23 protein-coding genes are annotated in these 25,244 nt (G+C 50.3%); 13 read left to right on the top strand and 10 right to left on the bottom strand.

Annotated features, from left to right (window positions below):
- Positions 1–264: 264 nt before the first annotated feature.
- Genes I2G61_RS12495 through I2G61_RS12485 form a run of 3 tightly spaced genes read right to left on the bottom strand, consistent with a single transcriptional unit; the run spans position 265 to position 2,567 of the window.
- Entirely contained in the window at positions 265–1,008 is a 744-nt protein-coding gene (locus tag I2G61_RS12495; protein WP_072685262.1) for a carbohydrate deacetylase, read from the bottom strand.
- Position 1,009: 1 nt separating this feature from the next.
- On the bottom strand, positions 1,010–1,813 hold the full coding sequence (locus I2G61_RS12490) for a PTS system mannose/fructose/sorbose family transporter subunit IID (RefSeq protein WP_072685261.1): 804 nt from the start codon (positions 1,811–1,813) through the stop codon (positions 1,010–1,012).
- Positions 1,806–2,567 (bottom strand): PTS sugar transporter subunit IIC, encoded by a 762-nt coding sequence (locus I2G61_RS12485; protein WP_072685260.1) that lies wholly within the window; start codon positions 2,565–2,567, stop codon positions 1,806–1,808. The genes I2G61_RS12490 and I2G61_RS12485 overlap by 8 nt, the downstream gene beginning before the upstream one ends.
- Positions 2,568–2,872: 305 nt before the next feature.
- Here I2G61_RS12485 and nagA point away from each other — a divergent pair, with 305 nt between their 5' ends.
- From nagA to I2G61_RS12470, 3 genes are all read left to right on the top strand, one after another.
- Complete coding sequence (nagA, locus tag I2G61_RS12480; protein ID WP_072685259.1) at positions 2,873–4,027, top strand: N-acetylglucosamine-6-phosphate deacetylase; 1,155 nt, start codon at positions 2,873–2,875, stop codon at positions 4,025–4,027.
- Positions 4,024–5,115, top strand: a complete 1,092-nt coding sequence (locus I2G61_RS12475; protein ID WP_072685258.1) for an SIS domain-containing protein — start codon at positions 4,024–4,026, stop codon at positions 5,113–5,115. Before nagA ends, I2G61_RS12475 begins: the two co-directional genes overlap by 4 nt.
- A 71-nt stretch (positions 5,116–5,186) precedes the next feature.
- Positions 5,187–5,915 carry a GntR family transcriptional regulator gene (locus I2G61_RS12470; protein ID WP_072685257.1) on the top strand — a complete coding sequence of 243 codons (729 nt, stop codon included), beginning with the start codon at positions 5,187–5,189 and terminating at the stop codon, positions 5,913–5,915.
- Between the two features lie 109 nt (positions 5,916–6,024).
- Here I2G61_RS12470 and I2G61_RS12465 read toward each other — a convergent pair whose 3' ends face one another.
- The 6 genes from I2G61_RS12465 to I2G61_RS12440 form a co-directional block, all read right to left on the bottom strand.
- On the bottom strand, positions 6,025–7,977 hold the full coding sequence (locus I2G61_RS12465; RefSeq protein ID WP_072685256.1) for an aryl-sulfate sulfotransferase: 1,953 nt from the start codon (positions 7,975–7,977) through the stop codon (positions 6,025–6,027).
- A gap of 173 nt (positions 7,978–8,150) precedes the next feature.
- The gene (gpmI, locus tag I2G61_RS12460) at positions 8,151–9,725 is read right to left on the bottom strand and encodes a 2,3-bisphosphoglycerate-independent phosphoglycerate mutase (protein WP_072685255.1); all 1,575 of its coding nucleotides are present in this window, start codon (positions 9,723–9,725) and stop codon (positions 8,151–8,153) included.
- Between the two features lie 203 nt (positions 9,726–9,928).
- The gene (locus I2G61_RS12455) at positions 9,929–10,351 is read right to left on the bottom strand and encodes a DUF2000 domain-containing protein (RefSeq protein WP_072685254.1); all 423 of its coding nucleotides are present in this window, start codon (positions 10,349–10,351) and stop codon (positions 9,929–9,931) included.
- Positions 10,335–11,252 carry a DMT family transporter gene (locus I2G61_RS12450; protein WP_072685253.1) on the bottom strand — a complete coding sequence of 306 codons (918 nt, stop codon included), beginning with the start codon at positions 11,250–11,252 and terminating at the stop codon, positions 10,335–10,337. Before I2G61_RS12450 ends, I2G61_RS12455 begins: the two co-directional genes overlap by 17 nt.
- Positions 11,242–12,093, bottom strand: coding sequence for an AraC family transcriptional regulator (locus tag I2G61_RS12445; RefSeq protein WP_072685252.1), 852 nt, complete (start codon positions 12,091–12,093; stop codon positions 11,242–11,244). The genes I2G61_RS12450 and I2G61_RS12445 overlap by 11 nt, the downstream gene beginning before the upstream one ends.
- Before the next feature lie 316 nt (positions 12,094–12,409).
- Positions 12,410–13,792 (bottom strand): MATE family efflux transporter, encoded by a 1,383-nt coding sequence (locus I2G61_RS12440; RefSeq protein WP_072685251.1) that lies wholly within the window; start codon positions 13,790–13,792, stop codon positions 12,410–12,412.
- Between the two features lie 385 nt (positions 13,793–14,177).
- Between I2G61_RS12440 and I2G61_RS12435 the strand changes: the two genes are divergently transcribed.
- From I2G61_RS12435 to I2G61_RS12390, 10 genes are all read left to right on the top strand, one after another.
- The gene (locus I2G61_RS12435; RefSeq protein WP_072685250.1) at positions 14,178–15,419 is read left to right on the top strand and encodes a neutral/alkaline non-lysosomal ceramidase N-terminal domain-containing protein; all 1,242 of its coding nucleotides are present in this window, start codon (positions 14,178–14,180) and stop codon (positions 15,417–15,419) included.
- A gap of 234 nt (positions 15,420–15,653) precedes the next feature.
- Positions 15,654–16,880 carry a hypothetical protein gene (locus tag I2G61_RS12430; protein ID WP_072685249.1) on the top strand — a complete coding sequence of 409 codons (1,227 nt, stop codon included), beginning with the start codon at positions 15,654–15,656 and terminating at the stop codon, positions 16,878–16,880.
- A 213-nt stretch (positions 16,881–17,093) separates the two neighbouring features.
- Positions 17,094–17,543, top strand: a complete 450-nt coding sequence (locus I2G61_RS12425) for a hypothetical protein (RefSeq protein ID WP_072685248.1) — start codon at positions 17,094–17,096, stop codon at positions 17,541–17,543.
- Between the two features lie 102 nt (positions 17,544–17,645).
- On the top strand, positions 17,646–18,149 hold the full coding sequence (locus I2G61_RS12420) for a PTS sugar transporter subunit IIB (RefSeq protein ID WP_072685247.1): 504 nt from the start codon (positions 17,646–17,648) through the stop codon (positions 18,147–18,149).
- Positions 18,150–18,214: 65 nt separating this feature from the next.
- The gene (locus I2G61_RS12415; protein WP_072685246.1) at positions 18,215–18,991 is read left to right on the top strand and encodes a PTS sugar transporter subunit IIC; all 777 of its coding nucleotides are present in this window, start codon (positions 18,215–18,217) and stop codon (positions 18,989–18,991) included.
- Positions 18,984–19,781, top strand: a complete 798-nt coding sequence (locus I2G61_RS12410) for a PTS system mannose/fructose/sorbose family transporter subunit IID (RefSeq protein ID WP_072685245.1) — start codon at positions 18,984–18,986, stop codon at positions 19,779–19,781. The genes I2G61_RS12415 and I2G61_RS12410 overlap by 8 nt, the downstream gene beginning before the upstream one ends.
- A gap of 69 nt (positions 19,782–19,850) precedes the next feature.
- A complete protein-coding gene (locus I2G61_RS12405; protein WP_195397494.1) occupies positions 19,851–20,897 on the top strand; it encodes a hypothetical protein in 1,047 nt (348 codons plus the stop codon).
- A gap of 22 nt (positions 20,898–20,919) precedes the next feature.
- Entirely contained in the window at positions 20,920–22,944 is a 2,025-nt protein-coding gene (locus I2G61_RS12400; RefSeq protein WP_195397495.1) for an HTH domain-containing protein, read from the top strand.
- 134 nt (positions 22,945–23,078) lie between these two features.
- Positions 23,079–23,489: a PTS sugar transporter subunit IIA gene (locus I2G61_RS12395; protein ID WP_195548309.1), complete on the top strand. Its 411-nt coding sequence runs from the start codon at positions 23,079–23,081 to the stop codon at positions 23,487–23,489.
- 121 nt (positions 23,490–23,610) lie between these two features.
- Positions 23,611–24,453 carry an HAD hydrolase family protein gene (locus I2G61_RS12390; protein ID WP_072685241.1) on the top strand — a complete coding sequence of 281 codons (843 nt, stop codon included), beginning with the start codon at positions 23,611–23,613 and terminating at the stop codon, positions 24,451–24,453.
- Positions 24,454–24,772: 319 nt separating this feature from the next.
- On the opposite strand, the gene I2G61_RS12385 is transcribed toward I2G61_RS12390, so the two are convergent.
- Positions 24,773–25,039, bottom strand: coding sequence for a hypothetical protein (locus tag I2G61_RS12385; protein WP_083538611.1), 267 nt, complete (start codon positions 25,037–25,039; stop codon positions 24,773–24,775).
- Between the last annotated feature and the right edge of the window lie 205 nt (positions 25,040–25,244).

The raw sequence follows: 25,244 nt of genomic DNA, 5'->3' as shown, positions 1-25,244 counted from the left end.
CTATCATTAATATTGCGGAAAATCGGAAAAAGCCTCCTAAAATAATTAAAAAAATTAAAAATACTTTTTTGAGTTAATTTTACAATTTCATTATAACTCAAATGCGTCCTTTTATCAATCTGATTTCCCTGTTTTTGCCGTCTGAATTTCCACTCCAATCTTCATGAAAATCAAAACTCTTCCCGCCTTGTTTTAGTCTGAAACTTTACAAATTAAGCCAAAAAAAGGCGTTGTGTGTTAAGCACAAACGCCTGCTTATAAATATCAAAAATGAACTAATTCAATATTTCGCACCTGCAGCGCTTCTTTCAGTCTGAGATCGCAAAGTCCGGCCAGTTCCTGAACTCGTTCCAAACTATACGAGCTTTTCTGATAAAGTTCTAAATCGCACCATCCCGGATGAACCATAAACTCCAGTTTTTCGGCATCGGCGTGCTCGTCCAGCATTTTTATGAAATGCTCAGGCGTTGCCTGTTCGCCATGGTAAGAGCTCAGCCACAGGTATTCGCAATGACGCCGCAGCGGAAGGTGATATTCTTTAGCCAGATCCAGCGTCACGGCCAGAATTTCCTCGGTATTGTGTTCCTCGCCGATGCCTCCGACACGGGCCATTGTCAATGTCTGTCCGTCATAGCAGCCCTGATGGCAATCCAGATGCGTCGGCTGGCGGCCAAATAACTCCATAAACTTCTCAATCTGGGCCCGAAATTCGGCTTCCACCTCAGCGGGATCGACATAAACTTTATAAAACTGCGTGTTTTTCAGGAAATCACCATGCTGATCCGTCAACGTTTTCGCTCTCGTCAGCGGACGGCCGCAGGTCAGCGTTAAATGAACGCCGGTTCCAAGACCCGGAACTGATCGTAATCGTTGAGCTGCCTGCGCAGCATTCGGCATATTGCACATGACGGTGGTTGAAGTAACGATTCCTTTTTCATATCCTTCGATAATTCCTTCTGTTACGCCGCAGGTATACCCCATGTCATCAGCGTTGACGATAATTTTCATTTTAAGGCACCAAAATGCCAAGGAAGGAACAGAGAATGGCAAGCGCCATAATCATCAGGATCAGCCGTGAAGATTTCATCCCGATCTTGCCTAAAATCCAATAGCACAAAGCGACAACCAGCACTGCGCCGAACTTCGGCATGATCGCATCGAATAATTTAGTTTGCAGATCAAATTCCGTCCCCATGATCGTCAAGGTACCAAATTTGACTTTTACTAAGGAAGCGACCATCGAGCCGACTACCATAATTCCCAAAACGCTGGCAGCCTGCGTAATCTGATTCAATTTTCCACTGAGCGTTGTGACCAGCTTAATGCCTTGCGTATAACCCAGCTGCATCAGATAAGGCCGTAACCCGAACATCACGAAGAATAACCAGATCTCCCACAATACAATTCCAAAATAGCTGCCGTCCAGAGCGGTCGTAACCGCGATTGAACCGAAGATTGTCGCTAAGACGCTGGTAAACAACGTATCTCCGATCCCCGCAAACGGCCCCATTAAGCTGGCTTTAATCCCCGCGACAGTTTCCAGCCCTTCCGCGCCCATTTCTTCTTCGATTGCGATATCCATTCCCAGAATGATATTGGTCAGATTAGGTTCGCAGTTGAAGAACACACTGTGCGTTTCAAAGGCTTTCTTCCGGCCTTCCGGATCATCCTGATATAGCTTGTCAATAACCGGAAGCATCGTCGTCATATAGCCGGCTGTCATCATTTTTTCATAGTTCCAGGCTAATGAACGATTCCATGACCAGCGATAGGATAACCTGCGGATTTCTTTTTTTGTGAACTGCTTACTCATCGACTTCACCCCCTGCATTGGATTTATCGGTCTTTCCCGTCTGATAATAAACAGCGATCGCGGCCGCTGCGCCAAACGTCGCTACGGCCAGCGTCGGCATTCCCGCCCACGCCGTTAACGCAAAGCCCAGGATCAGGAAATGAAGATTAGAGCGAATCGGCAGGTATTTCAATAAGATTGCGAATCCGACAGCCGGGAACATACCCGCGGCGATCGACAGCCCGGAGCTGAGCCATGGCGGCATGATCGCATTTAACATATCGACGAAAGTTGGACCTAAGCACAAGGCGACAAAGACCGGAATCATTCGCGATAAAGACCAGCTTAAAACACCCAAATAATTACTGTATGCGACTTGCCGGGAATTTCCCAGCGCTGCGTATTTATCCGCGCGGTGTTGAAAGAATGTGTTTAAGAAACGTCCGAAAACGTCAATTTGAACCGTCAGCGTCGCGACTGGAATGCCGATCAAAGCGATCGTTGCCGGCACATCCGCCGCCGAAGCTGATAAAGCAACAACGATAATCGCCGTAACCGGGTAATTCGGTATGGAAGCACCGCCGAACATCCCCAAGCCCAAGGCATAGGATTGCAGCGTGCCGCCGACAAGCAGCCCCAATTCTGGTTTTCCAACCACAAGTCCGGTAAAAATTGCCGTCGGGATAATACCGCTGGGCAGCAGATTGAACGTCATCTGATCAACCTGCGATAAGCCTGCCCACAGAGTAAGTAACAAAATCTGGAAGATTGTCATAAGTCTGCCCCTTTCATTATGATGGATTGCTTCTTGTCGTAATACTGAACAGCCCCGATCCTCCTTTCTATTTATTAACGTCCTGTTTTCTCGATGAAGTATTATTCATTAAAAAATGATTACTTTTCCTTACTTCATCAGGTTTGTTATGATTTCATTATAAATAAAATTTGCAGTTATGCAATACATTTTTATAAACTTGTATATATTTTTATTCCATTTTAAAATGCAGTGGTATATAATTTGTTTATCAGATAAGCAGTCAAGTGCTGAGCTCTTCGCCTCAGCAGAAAGGAGAATCGTTCATGACCTTTATCAGCAGTCAGCGCGTCTGGATTGACGAGCAATTTATTCCTGCCACCTTAAAACTGGAAGATGGAAAAATCACAGAAATTCACAATGGCATCCTGGAAAATTCTCAATTCTATGAGAATGCCCGGATTATCCCCGGTTTAATTGATGTGCATACCCACGGTTACGCGGGCGGCGACGCTTCTGACGGAGACCCGGAAACCCTTCGGGTCTGGCAGCGATATTTGCCGCAGGAAGGGGTTACTTCTTTTCTGCCAGGTACAGTAACCCGTTCAGAACCTCGAATTATTCAGGCGCTTCAGGCCATCCGCACCGTCATTGAGGAAAAAAATGAAGACGGCGCTCACATCCCGGGTATTTTCCTGCAGGGTCCCTATACCTCTCACGAATATCCCGGCGCCTATGATAAATACTTGATCCAAAAACCGGAGATTGCACAATTTGACCGTTTCATGGAAGCCTCCGGCGGCCACATTCTCCGCGTGGGCCTCGCTGTGGAAAAAGATGAAGGGCATCAGGTATTAAAACATTGCGCAGAGCTTGGTCTGGAAGTTGCGGTTGGCTTCTCCGGCGTCAGCTATGAGGAAATGATGCAGGCCGTCGAGGAGGGCGCCTCGTCTGTCGTCCATTGCTTCAACAGTATGAATCCGCTGCATCATCGCAAACCGGGATTGCCGGGAGCCGCATTATCCTGCGATGCTTTGTACTCTGAGGTCATCGCCGACGGCATTCACGTCCATCCCTCCGTTATCAATATCATTGGCCGATGCAAAGGCAGTGACCGTCTGGTTGTCATTACTGATTCCTCTCGTTATAAAGGATTAAAACCGGGCTATTATGAGTCCGTCGACCGCAAGGTCACAATCGGAGAAGACGGCGTCGGTCGGCTTTCAGACGGCCGGCTGGCCGGTTCCTGCATCACGATGATTCAGTCGGTCCGCAATCTTCAAACTCTGGGAAAGCTCAGCGAAGCCTGCGCCATCAACGCGGCGACGATCAATCCGGCGCGGATGTTAAAGCTGGACGATCATTTAGGTCTGATCAAAACCGGTTATCAGGCGGATCTTACGGTTTATGACGAGGATTATCAGATTCTTCAGACATTTGTTTCCGGTATTCCCATGTTGAAGCAGGAGGAAATACGATGACCGAGATTACGATGTACGATTATATTCTGGAAGAAAAAGACGTGTTATTGAATATTCTCCAGAAACGAAAAACGATCACCCGTCCATTCTGCACAATGCTTCATGAAAAAAACGTGGATGAGCTTGTTCTGTGCGGATCAGGAACTTCTTATCACGCGGCGCTGGCAGCCCGGCGGGTTATGGAAAATCTGCTTCAGATCCGGGTTCGGGCAGAATTGCCTTCTCTATTTACAACCCAGCAGAAGATCTATTCAAAAAATACGCTGGTTCTGGGAATTTCCCAGGGTGGAAACAGCTACTCTACCGCCGACGCCCTGGAAAAAGCGAAGACACATCAATGCATGACCGCCGGTTTAAGCGAAAATCCCAAAAGTCTGATCTTCCAGCTTTCCGATGTGCATCTGCTTATGGAATGCGGCGCGGAGCTGAGCATCGCCAAAACCAAGGGATATACCGCTACTGTTTTAATTTTATGGCTGCTTGGAATTGAAGGTGCGTTGTGCTTGAACCGGATCAGCCACGCGGAAGTCAATGATCTGCTCACACGGCTGAAAACTGTGATTGTAAATTATGACGCAATTATCCCGGCAGCGACCGCCTGGGTAGATGCAATTCAGGAAGAATTGATTGAAGGCCGGCGAATCCTGGTTTTAGGTTATGGAAATAACTATGCCAATGTTTTAGAAGGCGCGCTGAAAATGTTGGAAACTCTCCGCTTCGGGATTGTCGGCTATGAACTGGAAGAGTTCTGTCATGGGATTTATAATTCCGTTCAGAAAGAGACCCGCCTGATCTATCTGGCCAGTCCGGATCCTTATGAAAAAGACAGACTGGTCCAAATCCATTCTGTGATCCGGGAAACGACTTCCCATCAATTTATCATCGGTCCTGACCAGCACTCGTCGATGACAACGGAAAAAGACTGTCTGCTGCCAATGATTGACGATCCGGACTTTCATGTTCTGGAGTATATCCTGCCGCTGCAGATTATTTCATCACGAATTCCCTACCGGCTGGGCATCAATCCCTTCCTCGCCGCAGATCCGCTTTTCCATAAAAAAGCAGGAAGCAAATTCGTCGCTTCGTAATTGTGCGGAAGAATGATGATTTGCTGGATATTTATGGTAAAATAATTTCAAATAGAGAGTTGAGGGACACCATGGCGAAAAAACAGCTTCAATATCAGAAGATCGAAGATTATATCATAAAACAGATTAAACACGGAAAAGTGCATCGTGGAGATAAGCTTCCTTCTGAAAACGAGCTGTGCGCCCAGTTTAACGTCAGCCGCATGACCGTGAATAAAGCGCTGACTCACCTTTCCGATCAGGAATACATTGAACGAATTCCAGGCAAGGGGAGTTTTGTACGAGGACCGCGGATCGAGCGGAAAATTCCGGAGATGCTTTCCTTTTCTGAAGAACATCGGCGTGTCGGTATTAAAACGGAAGCAAAATTGCTTCATTATTCCGTGATCTGCGCTAAAGAGGTTCCCGAGATCATGGAGAAGCTTGGTCTGAAAGAGAATGATTTTATCCATTATTTTATTCGATTGCGCTTAGGAGATGGCAAGCCGATGGCCGTCAGCTACAATTACATTTCTGTTCTTAAAGTGCCCTATCTGGATATTACCTATCTGGAAAAATCACTTTATCAGTATCTGGAAGAAAAATTAAATTTACAGCTGGCTTATAATGATACGACAATCAGCGTCGTCATGCCAAGCAGGGAAATTCAAAAAGCTCTGGAAATGGCTGAAAAGCGGGACGTAGTCCTGAGCACGCATATTTCCTATCTGACGGACAACACCCCGTTTGAATATACGGAAACCTATTATCATGCGGATCAGTATTCATTCCGCTATCAGTGTTACCGTCAGGAAAAATAAAAAAAGGCCAAAAAAATCGGGAACTTCTTCATTCCCGATTTTTTAATGATTACACTTCAAAGGACTTCAGTCCAGCCAGTCTGTTTCTGTTTTTCGATTTCTCCCTTAATCAATTCCGATAGACCTGCCGCGCGTCGATCAGCTGATTATTGAGCCGGTAGTACACATGCCACGTCCCATCCAGCCCTTCCGCGCTGATCGTCTGAATTAACGTTGAGACATCCGGCGATTTCGGCTGGTTGAAAACCGCCACGCACATTCCCGGCTGGGTGTCCGTCTGTACCGGATAAATCCTCAGCCCTTCCTCATTCGCTAAAATGAGATCAAGATTATCATGTTTATTTAACGTCGCCGTCACCATCAGGCGGTCTTGTTCATGTGTCAGCGTCAGCTTTTCCGCCAGTTTCTCATCAATCGGCCGAGCTTCGCTGAATTTCAGTCTGGCATCCAGATCATCTTCCGTTTGATATGCCGTGACACCCAGACTTCCTAATAATCTTCCGGATTCCAGCGGTGTCATCGTCGTCTTGGAAACGTCGATCATCTCAGCCCGGTAGATATTCGCCGGGATTTTCATCTCAAACTGTTCCTGATCTCCGTCGATCACGGTTACATACGCCTCCATCTGATCGAAAGCTGTCAATGATCCCGGCATATTGTTGATCTTGCCATCCAGCCAGGAAATTCCGCCCGAAGTCACCAGCCACCGGTCATTTCCCAGGAAATCAACGTCGCTGATATAGGGGGAATAATAAGCATATCCCCGCTCCTTGCCATATTCCCTGACCTGCCGGATCGTCTTGCCTTCCAGATCCACCGCATAAACGACCAGCCGGGAATAATTATCCTCCGCTTTGACCGCGTTCTCTTCGGTCTTCGACCGGTACATCCCGTTGTCAAACATCATAATGTGCTGATCGTCCAGCCAGGTCGCGGCATGCTGCGCCCACTGCCATTCAAAGTCCCCGCCTTCCGGCGTCAGAAAATAATCCTGCATTTCTTCCGACCATCCCTCTGGCGAGCCGATGATCGCGATCAATTTCTGAGTGTCGTAGTCGATCACAGCCACAGCGTCCTGATGCCTGCCGGACACCGTCAGCGTATTCTGCGCCGGGTTATAATCGACGCTGTTATTGTGGAACCAGTCCTTTGCCGTCCAGTTCAAGCTCTTTCCCTGATCCTGCGGCAGAATTGTTTTCAAATCAAAGGATTTCACTACGGCCCCAGTTTGCCGATCAATCTCAACGATCACATCCTCCACGGTCGATCCGCTGAAGTCATCGGAAGCGATCAGGAAATTACCGTCAGGCAGCTGATCCAGATCATGATGATACCCGCCCGGCACACTGTATTCCGCGTCGATATGCCCCAGCAAATCCATCGTCAGAAATCCTGTCGTGTAATATGGACTGTCCAGCAGGCGGTTGGTGCTCAGCGTAATCCGGCCGTCTTCCAGTAAATTCAGATCCCATAACATCATCACATTTAAAATCCAGCGGATCTCGCCCTGACTGTCATACCCGGTGGCATAACCGGTGCTGGAAGGGGTTGTAAAGATCAGCTGATTCGGCTGCGGGTTCTGATCGGCAACCGTCACCTCCGCCCTGAAAGCATCCTCCGGCAGCGCCTGACCTTCAATCTCCAGCTCCTTCACCTGATCATCGACGATCAGCTGAACCGTCGTTTTCTGCTGCGGATACAAACCGATGATCGGCAGGCAATGCGCGGTTGATGGTTCATAAGTCCAGCTCAGATCCGCCTGCGCCTGTTTGCCTTTGACAATGACCGTGACCGGTTCCGCGGTTTCGGTATCGAATTGAATCAACGCGCTCAGCGGACTTAATCCATAGGGATTGACGAGAACAACAGGATTGTCCAGAGTTCCGCCCACCGCCTGCGCGGCGATTTGTTCGGTCTGTTGGTTCTGAGTTTCCAACAATGTTTCCTGATAAGCGACGGCGCTCTTCCCGTCTTCGCTGAATGTTCGTTTTTCCGCAGCCGGCGTACAGCCGGCGCATAGCAGCAGCCCGCAGGCCAAGATGAATGATAATCCTTTTCGCATAGTTGTCCTCCTTTTTGATGGTCGCCGCAGAGAATGAGAATGGTTTTCTTGTGAAATGAAGCCAAAGACGTTCTAAATCCTCAGGCATGGCCCCGGCATCTTCAATAAAAAGAAAACCTCTGAGTTTATGATACCACAACTCAGAGGGATTGTTTATTTTGCGGAACACTTTTTTATTTCTTTGCCAGCATGCTTTCGTTCCAGCCTTCCGGAACTTCCAGACCCATCAGCTCGACTGCCGTTGCCGCAACGTTGCTTAAGCCGAACTCGCCGTCTTTCAATTCGACGTCCGCCCCGCGGATGATGAACGGAACCGGATTGAGCGTATGCGAAGTCTTCGGTTTCGCCTTGTCTTCCGGATTCTTCTTCTTTTCTTCCATCTCGTCGGCATTGCCGTGGTCGGCGGTAACGATCATGATCGCCCCGGCTTTATCGCAGGCATCCATCAGCCGCTTCAGGCACAGATCGACGGTTTCCATACCGATGATCGTCGCTTCATAGTTGCCCGTATGCCCTACCATGTCGCCGTTCGGATAATTAACGCGGTAGAAGTCATAGTCGCCGGATTCAATCGCTTTGATCAATTCGTCACTGATTTCCGCGCCCTTCATCCAAGGCCGCTGCTCAAATGGAACGACGTCGGAAGGGATTTCAACCCAGGTTTCCAGCTTTTCATCGAATTTCTCAGAACGGTTGCCATTCCAGAAATACGTGACGTGACCGAATTTCTGCGTTTCCGAGATCGCGTAGGAACGAATGCCTTTCTTTACCAGATATTCAGATAACGTGTTGGTGATGTGCGGCGGGGTAACCAGGAATTTTTCCGGGATGTGCAGATCGCCGTCATACTGAAGCATGCCTGCGTAAACCACCTTCGGGAAGCGCACGCGGTCAAACGCGTCGAAGTTCGCCATTTCAAACGCTTTGGAGATTTCAATCGCACGGTCGCCGCGGAAGTTGAACAGGATCACGCTGTCGCCATCTTCGATTGTACCGACCGGCTGGCCATTTTCTGCGATGACAAAGCCCGGCAGATCCTGATCGGAACAATGCAGCTCATCGCGATAGGTTTCAATCGCTTCCTTGGTCGAAGCAAACTGACGGCCTTCGCCCAGGACATGGATATGCCAGCCCTTTTCGACCATATTCCAGTTGGCTTCGTAACGGTCCATCGTAATGACCATGCGTCCGCCGCCGCTGGCAATCTTCGCATCGAAGGTGCCGTCGCTCAGCTCCGCCAACAGGTTTTCAATTTCTTCAACATAGATTAACGCCGAGGTTTCCGGAACATCGCGGCCGTCCAGCAGGACGTGCAGGCGGACCCGTTCCACGCCTTCCTTCTTCGCTTCGCGGATCATCGCCTTCAGATGATCAATATGCGAATGGACGTTGCCGTCCGACAACAGACCTAAGAAATGCAGCGTGTGACCCTTGGCGTTGGCGATCAGTTCTTTCCAGGTATCCGAAGTATAGATCGCGCCGGTTTCAATCGACTCGTTGACCAGCTTCGCGCCCTGGCTGTAAATCTGGCCGCAGCCTAACGCGTTATGACCGACTTCAGAGTTTCCCATATCGGCGTCGCTCGGCAGACCGACCGCGGTCCCGTGCGCTTTGATTTTCGTATTTGGGCAGGTTGCCATCAAGGCGTCCAGGTTTGGAGTGTAGGCATGCTTGACCGCATTGCCGTTGTCCTTATCGGTTAATCCGACGCCGTCCATGACAACAAGAACTAAAGGTTTTCTGTTCATGATATTTCCTCCTGTTTTCACATCAATAATATACCACGAAGCGGACGCAAAAGCATTAAAATGTCTTGTGATTTCCTGGATTATTCATGATTTCAGCCGGAGCTTCTTTGGTCCTTGCGAAAAAACGGATAGAAAAAGGCAAGGCCCGGTTATTTCCCCGTTCCTTGCCAGCAGCCCCATTTCTGATTGTGACAAAACGCGGCTCAGCGCAGCAGCGGCAGATCGCCCGTCAGCTTGTTGACGCGTTTTTTCGAACCGTAAATTCCGATGCCAAAGTATGTGATCTCTTCTTCGGTTACCGCCGCGGCCTTTTCAATGTATTCCGGATAGTTCTTGCAGCTCTGGGCGACGTCGGAGAAATCGACGACGATCAGGTCGGAGAACTCCGGCTGATACAGCTGTTCACGAATCATTTTCAGCTTCTCCCTGGATACGCTGAGAATCGGAATCGGGATTGCGACGACGCCCCGATGGGAATTTCCGCTTTGATCGACAACATCTTCGCCGACGATCTGCGGCGCCAGCTTGCCTAAGGTGACGCCTAAAATTCCGGCAGTGTTTGCGATTAAGCCCAAGGGCAATTCTGCATTGATCACCATCACGCATTTTTCATTCGAGTGTTCCATAGTTTTCTTCTTTCTCCTTTTCCTGATTGGTATTCTGCGACAGCACCAGGCCGCCCAGCGTTAAAGCCAGCCCCAGGATCACCTTCGCCGTCAGCGGTTCATGAAGAACCAGAGCCGAAGCCACCGCGGTGATCACCGGGACGATATAAATGGTAACGCTGGTCTTCACCGAGCCCAAAATCCCGACTGCCAGATTCCAGGTGACAAAGCACAGCGCGGAAGCGCCCAGCCCTAAAAAGACTAAATTGAACAGGACCTCCGGGCTGAGAATCGTCTGGATCCGGATTGGGAATTGTGTGTAAACTAACGGAAGCATGAAGAGTAAGCCATAAAAAAAGGTTCTTCGCGTCGCTAACAGCACGTTATAGCCCAGCTCGGAAATTCGCCGGCTTAACAAGCAATAGACCGCCCAGATCATCGCGGCGATCACCGCCAGCCCATCGCCTAAAGGATGAAGCTCAACCGCATCCTGATGGAAGCTGATCAACATGATGCCCGCCATCGCGATCACAAAGCCCAGAAAAAACCGCAGGCCCGGCCGTTTCTCTTTTAAGAAAGCACTGCTGAACAGAACGGTGAAGAAGGGTGCGATGGAAATGATCACGCCGACGTTCGATGCCCGGGTTGCGCTCAGCGCCAGATTTTCAAAGCCATAATACAAGGTAACGCCGCACAGTCCAGCCAATGCGAATAAGCCTTCCTGCCGCCCCTCTGTTAACCGCAGCCTTCGCGGAGCGGCCAGCCACAAAGCCAGATAGCCGATGCCAAACCGTAAAAACAGAATTTCCACCGGGGAGAGCGTGTTCAGCAGGACCTTAGTGGAAATGAACGTCGTGCCCCAGATTAAAATTGTCACCAGCGCCGCAGCCTGACCTGACCGCAGCGATTTGTTATTCCTCATCCGTTTTTGCGCTTTCCTGCGGCGGGGTAAAAATCCGCTGATACTGCTTCGGTGTCAGACCGATAAACTCTTTAAAATAATTAGTGAAGTGACTCTGGTCCGCAAATCCCGTCATTCCTGCCGCCTCCACCGGCGCTGCGCCTTGTTCCAACAGTTTCTTTGCCCGATCAATCCGGATGGTCTGCAAATAGCGGTACGGAGACACGCCAATCTGCTGGGTAAAACAGCGCAGCAGATACGACTTGCCAAACCCGGCCCGAGCGGCCAGTTCTTCCAGTGTGATATTCTCCGCAAAGTGTTCCTCAATATATTGGCATAACGCCTGAATCAGCGGATTGGGCTGCGGAATTGGACTTTGATCATAATCCACCGCACACTCCTGCAGCACCTGTTCGATCAGAAAGTAAAAAGCTTCGGCTTTTTTCAGCTTCGGCGCACGGCTTAAGATTGCGTCGTACAAATCCCCGATCAGTGCGGCGATTTCACTTTGCGGCACGACATTCCGCGTAAACCGCGGCAGCTGATCGTGTCCGGTAATTTCCCTGACGGCTTTGCGCATAACGTCCGGATTGATGTTCACTGCCCGGTAATCCAGAATCTCGCCGTTGATCGGCGCGCAGTAATGGTTATCCCGCGGATTGAACAGAATCAGATCCCCGGCACTCACGTCATATTCCTCGCCCCGGCACCACAGATGCCGTTTTCCCCCTTCGATAAAACCAAGGACATAAAATTCATGAAAATGATTGGGAAACTTCTGAACAATCCCGCCCAGATTGTACGCTTCGATTTCCAAATCGCGGTCATAGTAGACATGCCGCTGTTCCTGTGTCGATGGCATGGACTTCCCCCTTTTTTCTTCTGGCTTTATTGTACGCCGTTTCCTTCCTTTTTTCTTGTAGGATCTGACACTTGCGAACAGGAAAAGTTAAGATTAACGCCGCTAACCTCATCCCGCCTCCGCCGAATTCTAAAAGCCAGGAAAAAAGGCGGGCTGTTTTGTTACAGACCGCGCCTTCCATATTTTTCTCTGATTTTCCTTTTTTCTTCTAGAATTCTTCTTCAATTCCTTTGCCTGTCAAGTCAGTCGGAACCGGGATCGGTTTAGAAAGGGAGGTTCATTCGCCGATCCCGGATTGACCGCTTGATCGTTCCCTTCAGGAACCGGATGTCAGCAGTTTCCGGGTTTTCCACTTCCCGCTGCAGTAATAGCCGATACAGATCAGACATGGAATAATCCGCGAACAGGCGACGCCCCACCACAAGCCCTGATAATCCATCTGGAAGAGATTGACGAAGATCAGGCTGAGACCGATCTTGCAGACAACGCCGTCAAGGATACCGATCGCAAATCCCAGCTCGACGAAACCGCAGCCGGTAACCATGGCCTGAAACGCTCCGATCACCGCGGAAACGAAGAAATGCAGGATGAAGATGCGTAAGAAGGTCACGCCCAGATCCAGCACTAGCGGATCCTTAGTAAACAGACCGAAGATCACCTTTGGACAGAACAGGCATAACAGACTGGTCACCGTCGCGCAGACTAACGTGCAGCCCAGCGTATAGATCGTCGTTTTGCCAGCCCTTTCCACCTGATGCGCCCCCAGATTCTGCCCCACCATTGAAGCGGATGCGGTATCGACGCCCTGAACGAAGACTTCCAGGAACTTCTGCAGCTTGTTGCCGATGGAGTTAGTGCTGGAAACGATGACGCCGTAGGAATTGGCCGTCGAATTGACCCACAACATGGAGAACCGGACTAACAGACTGCGCACTACTTGCGGAATACCGAGCTTAATAATAATTTTCATGACTTCGCCATCCAGTTTAAAATAGGACAGCTTGGCTTCAAAATCAAACTTTTCCCGGTTTCTGAGCATGAAAATCAACGCCGCGCCGAACGATCCGATCTGGGCTAGCACGGTCGCGATGGCCGTCCCGGCCGCTTCCATGTGGAAGCCCGCGACCAGTACAAGATCCAGAATGATATTGATCGCCGCCGCTACGATAATGAAAATCAGCGGACGCTTGGATTCACCCATCCCCCGCAAGATTCCGCAGACGGCATAATAACCGAAGATAAACGGAAATCCGATTGCCGTGATCACCATGTAGGCGCTCGCCTGATCCATCGCTTCCTTCGGACAGTTGATCAGATTCAGAATCGGTGTATGAAAGAAAATCGCCACGATTGCCAGCACGATTGAAATGAGAATCATGAAGCTCAGCAACGTACCGACGGTTTTCTTGATCTTCCCCTCTTCCCCAGCCCCGAACAGCTGGGAAATGTAAATCTGCCCCGCTGTGGAAAACCCCATCGCAACCGGCGCAACCAGATCGGCGATCTCGCCGCCGGTATTGACGCCGATCGTTCCCAGCGTGCCGACATACTGACCGATGACCGCCAGATCGACCATCGAATACAGCTGCTGGACCAGATTGGTCAGCACGATCGGAATCGCAAAAATCAACAGGCAGCGCAGAATGGAACCTTCCGTCAGGTTCATTCCGACTTGGCCTTTTTTTATCACTTGTGTCACAAATGAAACACCTCCCATAAACAGGCTTATTTTAACAAGGATCTGTTCGACTAAAATTTCAATAAGTAATTCATCATGACCATGAAATTAGAAATTTTCATCATCCCCTGAAAGGAATCGAAGGGGAGTACGGCATTTTCCTGATTTGATTTCAACGATGTTCGTTTTCAGAACTCATCCATTCGTTAGAAAGTCCGCCGAAATCTGGCGTTTTCATCCGATACTCCTTCCCATTTCAGAACAAGACCATCGCTTCAGGTCCGTAAGCTTCTGGAATTAAAGTGTATTTCATCCGATTTTTAAAATGCTTATAATTTGGATAACAAACAGGATTAAAACAGAAGCTGCAGCGCCGCTGTTTTGCCTGGTTAAAGGAGGAAAAGAAATGCAGATCAGCAGCAGCCGCACCCGCATCACGCCGGAAGGTCCGTTTTTCCCATGTTATCTTCTCGGCCATGCGATCCGAACAGAAAAAGCCACCGGCGTCGCGGACGATCTCTGGGCTACCGCCCTCGTCTTAAAGATCGAAGAAACGACCCTGATCTGGGTCACCGTCGATCTGGCCGGCTTCAGCAAAACCGCCAGTGATCACCTTCGCGCCGAGCTTTCCCATCAGTATTCCGTGGCGAAAGAAGCGATCACGATCAGCTTCACCCACACCCATTCCGGACCGGAATATGATTCGGTCTCCCCGTTTTTCGGAACGGAAAAAGCCGGGATTCCCGGATATATGGAATTCGTCCAGTCTCAGATTCTCAAAGCAGTTGCCCAATGCTTTGAAAAGGGCTTTGAGGAAGTTCAGGCTTATGCGTCCACCCTCCAGATTGAAGGGTGTTACGGCAACCGCAACGGTAAGGACAAGCCGGCGGATAAAAACCTGACGACGATTGAATTCCGATCTGGCGAGCGGATTGTCGGCGGCATTCTCAGCTTCACCTGCCATCCGACGGTGTTAGGACCGCAGAATTGTTTTGTCAGCGGCGATCTGGCCGGCAGTCTGGCGCGTTCTCTGCAGCAGCGCTGGGGCGTGTATCCTTTAGTGATGCAGGGCGCGGCCGGCGATATGTCCAACCGGTTATACCGCCAGGGTAACGATTTTCATGAATTGCAGCGAATCAGCGAGGCGATCATGGCGCAATGGGACGCCCATCCGGAGCGAACGTCGCTGAACCTCGCGCCGGTAACGATGCGAACTGGGCGATTCCAACGCACGTTCAGAAAAGATCCGCAGAAGCAGAAAGCCTTGATCGCGGAGGTGGAAAAAAGAATTGCCGAAGCGAAGACCTTCGATGAAAAGAAAGTTTATACCTCCAGTCTGGCGGTTCTTTGCCATCAGACAGGGGAAGAGGAAACGGATTTCGACTTGGAATACACGTTATATAAAATGAATGATTTATTTATCCTGACGATCCCGGCCGAGCTGTTTTCTCGCTTCGGTTTGGAAATGAAACAGGCGATGGCCGCCGTGTGTCCGATCGTCTGGGGATATTCCAATTATTCCGTCGGTTATCTGGTCGACCGCGCCGAATATGGGCGATCATTTGAAAGCGCTGCGGGATCCATCCCGGAAGGCACAACTGAGGAAATCGTCGCTGAAATTCTCAATGAAATCGCGGCCCTGCGCTGATCGCTGCGCCTTCATACCATTATTTCTTACAAAACAGAAATGTTCCGCAATCCTTCAGCTCTGTTGAGAAGCCCTTCGCTGACGCTCCCGATAAGAATTGATTCATAAAATCCCGGTTATAAAAAATAATTGCCCCTGATCGGCAGAGTTACGATTGACCGGCGAAGTCATCATCAGAGTTCCAATCAGAAAAACCAACGGAGATCTCCGTTAGTTCAAGGAGGAAAAAAAATCATGTTAGAAGTCGCAAAAAGTTCCCGCGCCATCACCCCTGCCGGCTCTGTGCCAATCGCCGGCCACGCAATGCGGACGGAAAGTTCCACCGGCGTCCACGATGAATTGGAAGTTCATGTCCTGCTTCTCAATCTTGAAGATACAAAATGTTGCTTCATCAATGCCGATGTGATCGGCGTCGGCTTTGACTTTGCCCGCCGTGTTCAGGCGACCGTCCATGAATTATTGGGTATTGATCCGGCCCTGACCATCTTCAGCGTCACCCATACCCACACTGGGCCTTATTTCGGACTTTCCGCAATGACGGGAACCAAAACCGAAGCGGAAGCTCAATATGAAGACGAAGTGCTGGATAAAACGATTGAAGCGGTGCTGGACGCCGCGAAACACTTCGTGCCCTTTAGCGATGTCGTCGTGCGTCAGGGTGAAGTTAAAGGATTCTATGGCAACCGCAACGGGTTGGATAAACCGGGCGACGAAGTCATCACCGTTCTGGAATTCCGCGATGAAAACGGCAAGACCGTCGCGGCCTTCGTCAACATGTCGTGCCACTCCACCATCATGAATCCGCTGGAAACCCGATTAAGCGCCGATATGCTGGGGAATGTCCGGCGGGAATTAGCGCCGTATCTGGGCGTCGTTCCGCTCATGAGCAACGGCAATGCGGGCGATCTGTCCAACCGGCTGTACCGGCATGGCAATGATTTTAACGAACTGAAGCGCGTGACCTCCGGGATTGCGGCGCATATCGCTGGTTTCCATGACGGCGCCTCCCTGTGCCTGACGCCGGTCCGATACCATGAAGTCGGCTTTGAAGTCGACTATGATACTGATAAAGAAGCGCTGACGGAGGCGCTGGCAAAGCTTGAGCGGCAGCTTTCTTTCGCCACGGAATTCGACGCCCGCAAATGGCTGCTTTCGGAAATTTCCGGTACCCGGCGCAAGTTGGCTCAGGATCATGTGCACGTCTGCCTCAACAGTACAATCCTGCGGTTAGGTGATCTGGAGCTGGTGATCGTTCCCTGTGAGCTGGCCAGCGCCTTCGGCCGTCAGATCAAGCGCAGCTCCAACGCCAAACTCTGCTTAGTCTGGGGTTACGCCAATGGCTGCAGCACCTATGTCGTTGAAGCGAGCGAGTTTAACGGTGGTCACGACGGCATCTCCACCCGACTTCTGCGCGGACAGGCCGAGGAATACGTCGCCAGACTGATCCAGAATCTGTTCTGATTTCTTTTTCCCTGACGCTTCCTGACAATCAAGTTCTGAAAGGATCCCATCCCGGTGTCCTTCCGGAACTTTTTTGTTCTGGATCTTGCCGTTTTCGTTGATCCCGATTCCATTCCTGCGCCTTTTTAGTGTCTTTGTAAGTCTCTTTGTAAGTCTCTTTATAAGTCTCTTTGTAAGAGTCTCTTTGTAAGTCTCTTCCAAAGACTAGCCCGTTTGATCGCCGCCGTCATCCTTTTTGAAACACTGCTGGAGGGATTTCCCCTTGTGCTTCTGACCCTGTTATCCATGAAACCGAATCGACCGCGCAGTGCTGCCGTGAGCTTGTTTCTGCCGCAAAATCGCAGTCTTCCGCCTTTGCAGCTTCTTGCGGCTTGCGATGAACGGATAGCGCATGGATATCCCGATACGCTCACCCTCAGATTTTCATGGTCTCTGAACATCCATGACAAAGTGCGCGGACTGACTTTCCCGACAACTTCGACAAAAAGGAACGATATCCCGCTTCCCCCTTTTCAGGGAAACGACACATTCCGCCATCCGTTTTCCCGCAATTTGCCGCTTGATCAGTCCAAGATCACAACGGTGCGGAACTTTTCTGTCCGAATGGAAATGTTTTCCATTATTTGGCATCAGACGCTTAAAAACAAGCTTGGAAAAGGCTAAATCCTAGTGGAACTTGATATCCTATAATTAGAAAATGTAAGCGTTTATAATTAACCTATCAGATAAATATGCATATTTGATTGATACGAAAGGAGATTATTTATGAACGAATATCTACAGAGCAGCGGTATTGTAGACGTCCGTGTCGACGACCGGATGGTTCACGGTATCGTCGCTACCATGTGGATTCCAGAGAATCACTGCACCCGGGTCATGGTTGTGAATGAAGATGCTTCCAACAATCAGGTGATTCGCAGCACGCTGAAAATGTCCGTGCCGGCCGGCGTCAGCCTGTCGGTCTTAGCTCCGGAAAAAGCCGCGGGCAACATTAAAAACGGCAATTACGCCGATCAGCGCGTGTTTATTGTCGGTCGTGAAATTCAGGATGTTTACGCCTTATATAAGGCCGGCGTCCAATTTGCCCGGGTCAATCTCGGCAACGTCACCCAGAATACCGGGGAAACATTGATCCTTGACAAAACCGTGCGGGTCAACGCCGAAGAAAAAGCGATGCTTCGCGAAATGCGCGATGCCGGAATTCAGATCACCTGTCAATTCCGCACCGACGATCCGGTAAAAGTCTGCAAGGAAGTTCTGGACTCTTAGCTTCAATTTATCTCGGTTTCATTTACAACTCAATCAATAAACTGGATTAAGAAAGGATGAGAGAAATGTTTACTCCAATTCAAATCATTCTGGTCTGCGCGTGGATGTGGGGATTCACCGTGATCGGAATGAGCGTTCAGCTTTTCAGCTACGGCGTGGCGGTTCTGCATGGCTTCGTTACCGGCTTGATCATGGGCGACGTTGCGACCGGCCTGACCGTCGGCGGCACGTTATGCTTAATGGGTCTGGGGGTCGGCGGTTACGGCGGATCCTCCGTTCCGGATTACGCGATGGGTACTGTCGTCGGTACCGTCTTCGCGATTGCGACCGGCGGCGGGGTCGAAGCGGGCCTGGCGACCGGAATTCCGGTTGCGACCTTAGGCACGCAGTTTGATATCCTTGCGAAAATGTGCGGTTCCTTCTTCATTCACAAACAGATGGACTGCGTTGAAAAACACCAGTTCGATAAAATGGGTATCTGGGCGCACGGCTGGAATATTTTCCGCGCTACGCTCTACACGCTGCCGATCTTACTGGTTATGACCGTCGGCTCCGGGATTATTACCACCCTGTTGGCGAACATGCCAGTCTGGCTGACCAAGGGCCTGAATACCGCCGCCGGGATGCTTCCGGCCGTGGGCTTCGCGATCCTGATGAAATATCTGCCGATCCGCGAATACGGCGTCTTTATGATCTTCGGCTTCGCCGCCGCCTCCTACCTGGGACTGTCGATGGTCGCGATTTCAATGTTCGCGTTCGTCGCCGCCTACATGGTCTATAAAGGCTTGGAAAAGGGCAATACCGCCGCAGCGGCCGGAAACGGAGGGAACTACGATGAGTAATGTATTAACCAAAAAAGATCTCCGGCGCTGCTTAAACCGTTATATTTTCACACGTCAGTCGCCGTTTAACTATGAAACGATGCAGTCGGGCGGCTGGGTCTACTCCATCCATCCGGCGATGGAAAAGATCTATGACGGCGACGCCGATCTGTTAGCGGAAAAGTACAAGGATCATTTCAAATTCTATAATACACATCCGTGGATGGGCAACATCATCCTCGGCGCATGCATCGCGATCGAATCCACGAAGGATCCGGACGCAACCAAACAGGCCGTTGAAATGCGGACCGCGCTGATGGGACCGCTGGCCGGCATCGGCGATGCGATCATCTGGATCATGTTTATGACAATCCTGGGCGCGATTGCCGCGTATATGGCGTTGGAAGGCAGCATTGTCGGCTGGGTCATCGCCGAAGTGATTCAGCTGGTCATCTGGTTTGCCTTCTACAAATTGTTCTTCGTCGCCTATGAACAAGGCGTTACCTTCGTCACCACCCGCAGCGCGCAGCTGCAGCACATCACGGAAGCGGCGTCTGTACTCGGCCTGTCCGTTGTCGGCGCGCTGGTCGCTTCGACCGTCAACGTCAAATTCGGCATTACGATGAGCTATGGCGAAGTCGTCCAGCCGGTCAACGATCTGTTGGATTCGATCATTCCGCATTTCGGCAACGTGGTCACCGTCGCCCTGATCTACTGGGGGTTAGGCCGCAAGAGCATGACGTCCGGCAAGATGATCGTCATCGTGCTGGTGGCCGCCATCGTTCTTTCGGCGATCGGCATTCTTGCCTGAGCCGCAAAATCAGGATGAACAGGAAGCACGCAGGACTCTTGCGTGCTTCCTTTCTTAAAGGAGAACCCGATGATTCGATTAAAAGAAAACGTTGCACAATTTATGGACGAATTCGTCCAGAAGCATGACCGCTTTGAACGCCTGATCGGCCAGGGGCGATTTGAAGAGGTGAACCCGGAGCTGCTGCAAATGATGGAACGGGTGCTGCCCGGCTTTGCATTCCGATTGTTCCAACCGCAGAACAGCCGGGAAATTCATCTGGAACTGACAACGACGCTGGATCCGGTGCGCAGGATTCTGGCCTATTATTTTTGTTCCCGGCTGCCTGACAGTCTGAAATCCCGCTGGTGTTTCGACGCCAGCCACCCGGCGCTCAAAGGCAATTTCACATACAACGGCCGGACCTGGAGACCAGAAGAAATTCAGGTTATCCCCACGCTGGACAACAAGCGTCACCGGCTGAACCTCAAAGTCGAAAAACATCCGAAATTTAAAGACCTCCGTGAGGAAGACTGCTTCATGATATTATATATGATGCTTTCTGACGCGTTGGGGGAAATTGCGGTCGAAGCTTATCTTGGCTCCCTTCAGTTTCTGAACGGGGTCGGGAAGCTGACAAGCCGGGGGAAAAAACGGGTGTCGCTGCTCGAATTGGAAGCCGTGCTGCATGAAGAATGGGAAAAACGTGGCTGGATTGATCCTCGCGATATCGTCTTTATCGCTGAGAATTACACCCGCCGGACAAAGAAGCTGCAGCTGCGGCAGGATATCATCGAAGGCATCAGCTTCTGCCTGCCGCTGTTAAACGAAGAAGGCGAAGCGACTGAAAAACAAGAATCAACAAACCTTGTCCGGGCGTGTCAGGCAGGCTATTGCAGCGTTGTCGTCAACGAGGCGCCTGCGCTGGCGAAAAAGGAAAAGATCGCGCATCGGGAACAGGTGGAAAAAGAAGTCAGCCGGATATTGAGCGAGGGACAAAGCGGGATGTTGATCAACGCCGCGCTGGGCAACGCGCATAGTTACGTTGATTTTCTGGTCTATGATCCCCCGGCCCTGGATGCCATAAAGACCTGGGCCGCGGCGCATGCGCAGCTGGAAGTCCTTGAACTGGATTGATTGAACAACAGGAGGTGAACGGATGAAGGAAAAACTGCTTCCGATTCAAATACAGCTGCTCGACCGGCTGAACCGGACTAAGGAACCCGTCAGTTCCCAATTTCTTGCCAACAGTCTGGGCGTTTCCAGCAAGACAATCCGTAAAAACCTCAGCCAGCTGAATCTTGCGCTGAGCGATCAGGGTGCGGCGATCGCCTCCAAAACGGGCAGCGGGTACTGGCTGATCATTGAAGATCGGGAACGCTTCGAGCAGTTTATGCAGAACACATCCGTTCGCCCTTCGCAGCATATCCTCAATCCGATTCAGGTTGACCGCGCGCATTTCATTATCCGCACGCTGCTCTGCCGGCAGGATTACACCCGCATTGAGGAGCTGGAAGATCTGCTTTTCATGAACCTGACCAGTGTCAAACAGATTCTGAACCGGGCTCGTGAAATTCTGAAGCTGTTCGATTTAAAGATCGTTTCCAAAAGCCGCCACGGAATGAAAATCAGCGGCCGGGAACATGATCTCCGGCTGTGCCTGAATTATGAATACGGCAATTATTCCACGACCTCACTGCACCTGGCCCAACCGGAAGAATATGGCCGGCTTTACCGATTTGATCCGCAGATTCAGCAGCGGATTGAGCGGATCATCCGGTCGCTGCAGGAAATGTTCATCAGCTACAACCTGTCGGTCTCCAGTCTGGCTTCCCTGAGCCGGCTGATTCTGATCTCCGCCGTCCGCAGCAAGAACGGTCATCCGCTGGACTATCCCGAATCGACCATTATCCGGTTCACGAACCGGAATTCGTATTACGTCGCCAAGCTGGTGCTGAACCAGTGCGCCGAATTACTTCAATGCACCTTTATCCGCGAAGATATCATTTTACTGGCAATCGGTTTCGTCGGTTTCCGGATCGCGCTGAGTCCGGACGAAATGTTTCGCGACGGGTTTCTGGAAAGCAAGGATATCGCATTCGATCTCGTTCAGCATCTGGCGCAGACCAATCAGTTCAGCTCGATTAACAAGGATATCAAACTGGTCGACGACATCGCGCTGCACCTTGACGGTTTGTTTACCCGTTCCCGCTATCATCTGCGCACGACGCAGTTTGCCAGCGAGGTGCAGGTGGAAAGCTCGCTGATGTCGCGGAAAATGGCGATGCAGGCGATGGTGTATCTGCATGAGAAATATGAAATCGAAATCAGCGCGGAGGAAATCACGCGGCTGGCGCTGGTAATCCACCCGGTCTTCGGCCGCTTCCCATGGAAGTTTAAAAAGATCCGCGCCTGCTGCGTATCCAACATCGACAAAAGCGTCGGCCGCGGAATCGCGGAACGATTGATGCGCAATTTCGGCCGGTTCATGGAACAGATCGACGTTTTGGAATTGTATGAATTAAAAGACGCTGACTTAAGCCTGTATGAATTGTTATTTACCTCGTACAACCCTGAAGAATTAACGTTTCTTCCCAAGTCGCTGACGGTTTTCCAGCTGGATCTGTTCTTTGATGAAAGCACCAAGCGCAAGATCCGTTCCTTATTCGTCAACGGCAATCATCACAGCAATTTCAAGATTCGCAGTGATCTGCGGCCGGAGTTGATCTTTACCGGGGTAGAGGCGGCCAGCGAGGACGCCTGTCTGAAAAGAATCAGTGAATCGCTGAAGCCGGTTCTGTTGGACAGCCCTCAGGCGTTAGAAGAGGACTTGCGTACCTGCGAGGAAATCATGGCGTCACAGCCACGGGATAACGTCGTCATTCTCAGCGGCCTGCATTCTCACACCGCCAACGTCATCATCGGCGTCTTTGTCCTGAAACGGCCGATCCCTTGGAATCACAGCCTGCATAAAGCGCAGATCATCGTGTATTGGGATCGCGGACAGGTCGCGAAGGATGCGGAACGGTTTGAAAATGAATACGTGCCGCATCTGTTGGAAACGGTGTTTCACGACCGGCTTGTGATCGACGAACTGGTTAAAAATCCGGATTATGAGCATCTGATGGATGTAATTCTGGAATATCATTTCGCGGTGCTGACGCTGGGAAGCAGCTTCCGGTAAATGATTTCCATTCATTTCCGATCATCGGTCTTCATCGGATCCAGACCCCAAACCGGCATCGGCGAGCTGCGGCTGCGCGGCCTTGCGGGCTTCAGCTCACAAAACTGAAAAAATGAAAGAAAGAAGGAAGAATGATGCGTAAAATTGTACTCTTAAGTCACGGCGGGATGGCGAAGGGCCTCCTGAACACCTTAAGTATTTTCACAGCCAATATCGACCAGATCACAGCGATCAGTGCTTATGTTGACGATTGTGATCCCAAAGCGGAACTGGAATCGTTCTGGGCAAGTGTTAACGATGACGATCAGGTCATCCTGTGCACCGATATTCTGGGCGGCAGCGTCAATCAGCTGGCTCTGCCCTACCTTTCCCGGCCGAACACTTATCTGTTTACCGGAATGAATTTTCCCATGTTGCTGCAGCTGACCTGCCTGGATGAAAATGCAACGGAGGCTGAGATCAAAGCGCTGGCCGACGTCGGCAGAGAAGCGGTCGTCTGCATGAATGATTATCAGTTCCCGCAGTTTGACGACGAAGACGAATAAGCTGCATACTGAAGCGGAAACGGCGACGGATAAGCGGAAATCTCAACTTCCGTTCAGGCCCGATTTCAGAGTAAAATAAGAAGCAAAGAGAAAAAAAACAGGGGGGGGAGAAGGAGCGATTATGATTAAATGGATTGTCAGCGATCTTGACGGCACATTATTTGAAGGGCATGGAGAAACGGTCTTTGATTTATGTCCGGCCAATGAAGCGGCGCTGAAAGCACTTCAGCGTCAGGGGATCGAGTTTTGCGTTGCCAGCGGACGGATGATCGGCTACGGTATTCATTTGTTAGAAAAATATGGGTTTCGCGCCATCCGGGCCGCGGGATTTAACGGCGCCGTTTGTTATGATCAGGGACAGTTCGTCGTCACTGATCCGCTGCAGGTCCGCCAGCTTCGCGAAATCGTCGCCATCCTTGACGGCGAGTTTCCGCAATGGACTATGATTCAGGTTCAGGGCATGAATTCCGAACGGATCTTTGCGGATCCTCTTCATCCAACGGCGCAGCGTTACCGAAAGGAATGCGCTGAGCTTGGAATCGGTCAGGTCATGGATTTTACACTGGATGAGTTCCTCAACGATGACCGCGGGATTCTCGCCGGCAAGCTGTCGCTGACGCTGCCTTCGCCGGAAGTCTGTCTTGCGGCCCTTCTGCGGCTGCGTGAACGGCTGCAGGGACAATGCTTTGTCACTCAGAGCGGAAAACAGCTTCTGGAAATTGGAAACGGAGCGGCGCATAAAGGTGTCTTTATCGACTATCTGAAGACCGCATATAAGCTGAAAGCGGAGGAAATCGCGGTGATCGGCGACGCTCAGAACGATGCGGAAATGTTTGCCGGGGCGGGACATACCTTCGCGATGCAAAGCGGCAGTCCCAAGCTGCAGCGCATCGCCGGGCACATCGTAGAATCCGCAGCGGATGCGATCAACTGGTGTCTTGATTATAATGCAAAGCATGCCTGAACTGAATTCGTAAAGCGCAAAGCCATAAACGGCGGCGCTTTTTTTATGGGATCCGGATAAGCGTTCATGTTTGGGTTTCTGCTAAAACATCCGGAAACTGATTTCCACTGAACTCAATTTTAAAACGTTCCTTTTGCTTTTCCGACTCAACAATGAGCTGAGCTTTGAACTAGAAAAGACCTCCGGAACACTGAGCGCTTCGCCGCATTCTTTTCCATAAAAAACAGCGAATGAATTGATTCGCTGCAGTCCGTCAGCTTCAAATTGATTATGTTTTTGAAACCAACGTATTGAGAAGGATGAAATCCGGGCAAAGCTTTTATTCATAGAGCTTTCCCATATAGAGAATTTTAGCCAAAACCTGAAAATCCACTTCCGCCCAGACTATATTCTTGGTGGGACTGGCTGAATCGTCTTCTATCCAGCTTGCCATTTGTTGCAAATAGTCAGGGATTGTCGTATTTTCCCATGCTTCAAGATGTTGTTGATAATCTAAAGACAGGTCTTCAAGAAATTGAATGAAAGCTTCTTTTCCTGAGATCTTGTTAATTTTCTCAACCCATCCGGATTCTTCTTCAGTCTTCATCGAATTCCATTCCTTTCTATGCCGTAGTGTAGCAGTTACCTTGCTTTTAGAGAGCCCGGTTCTCTTTTCTGAGGTTTGCTTACCCACGCTTCATATTTTTTTCAAACTTTGTGATATAAGCCGATTTAATTCTTCCGAAGAGATACCATAACATCGAAGAACATCGTTAAAATCCATCAAAACCTCGGCAAGTTCTTCAATCAGA

The organism is Holdemania sp. 1001095H_141210_F2, assembly GCF_015558105.1.
Taxonomy (GTDB): Bacteria; Bacillota_I; Bacilli_A; order Erysipelotrichales; family Erysipelotrichaceae; genus Holdemania.
Note: the sequence above shows the minus strand (reverse complement) of the source record. Positions and strands in the feature narration are given on the sequence as shown.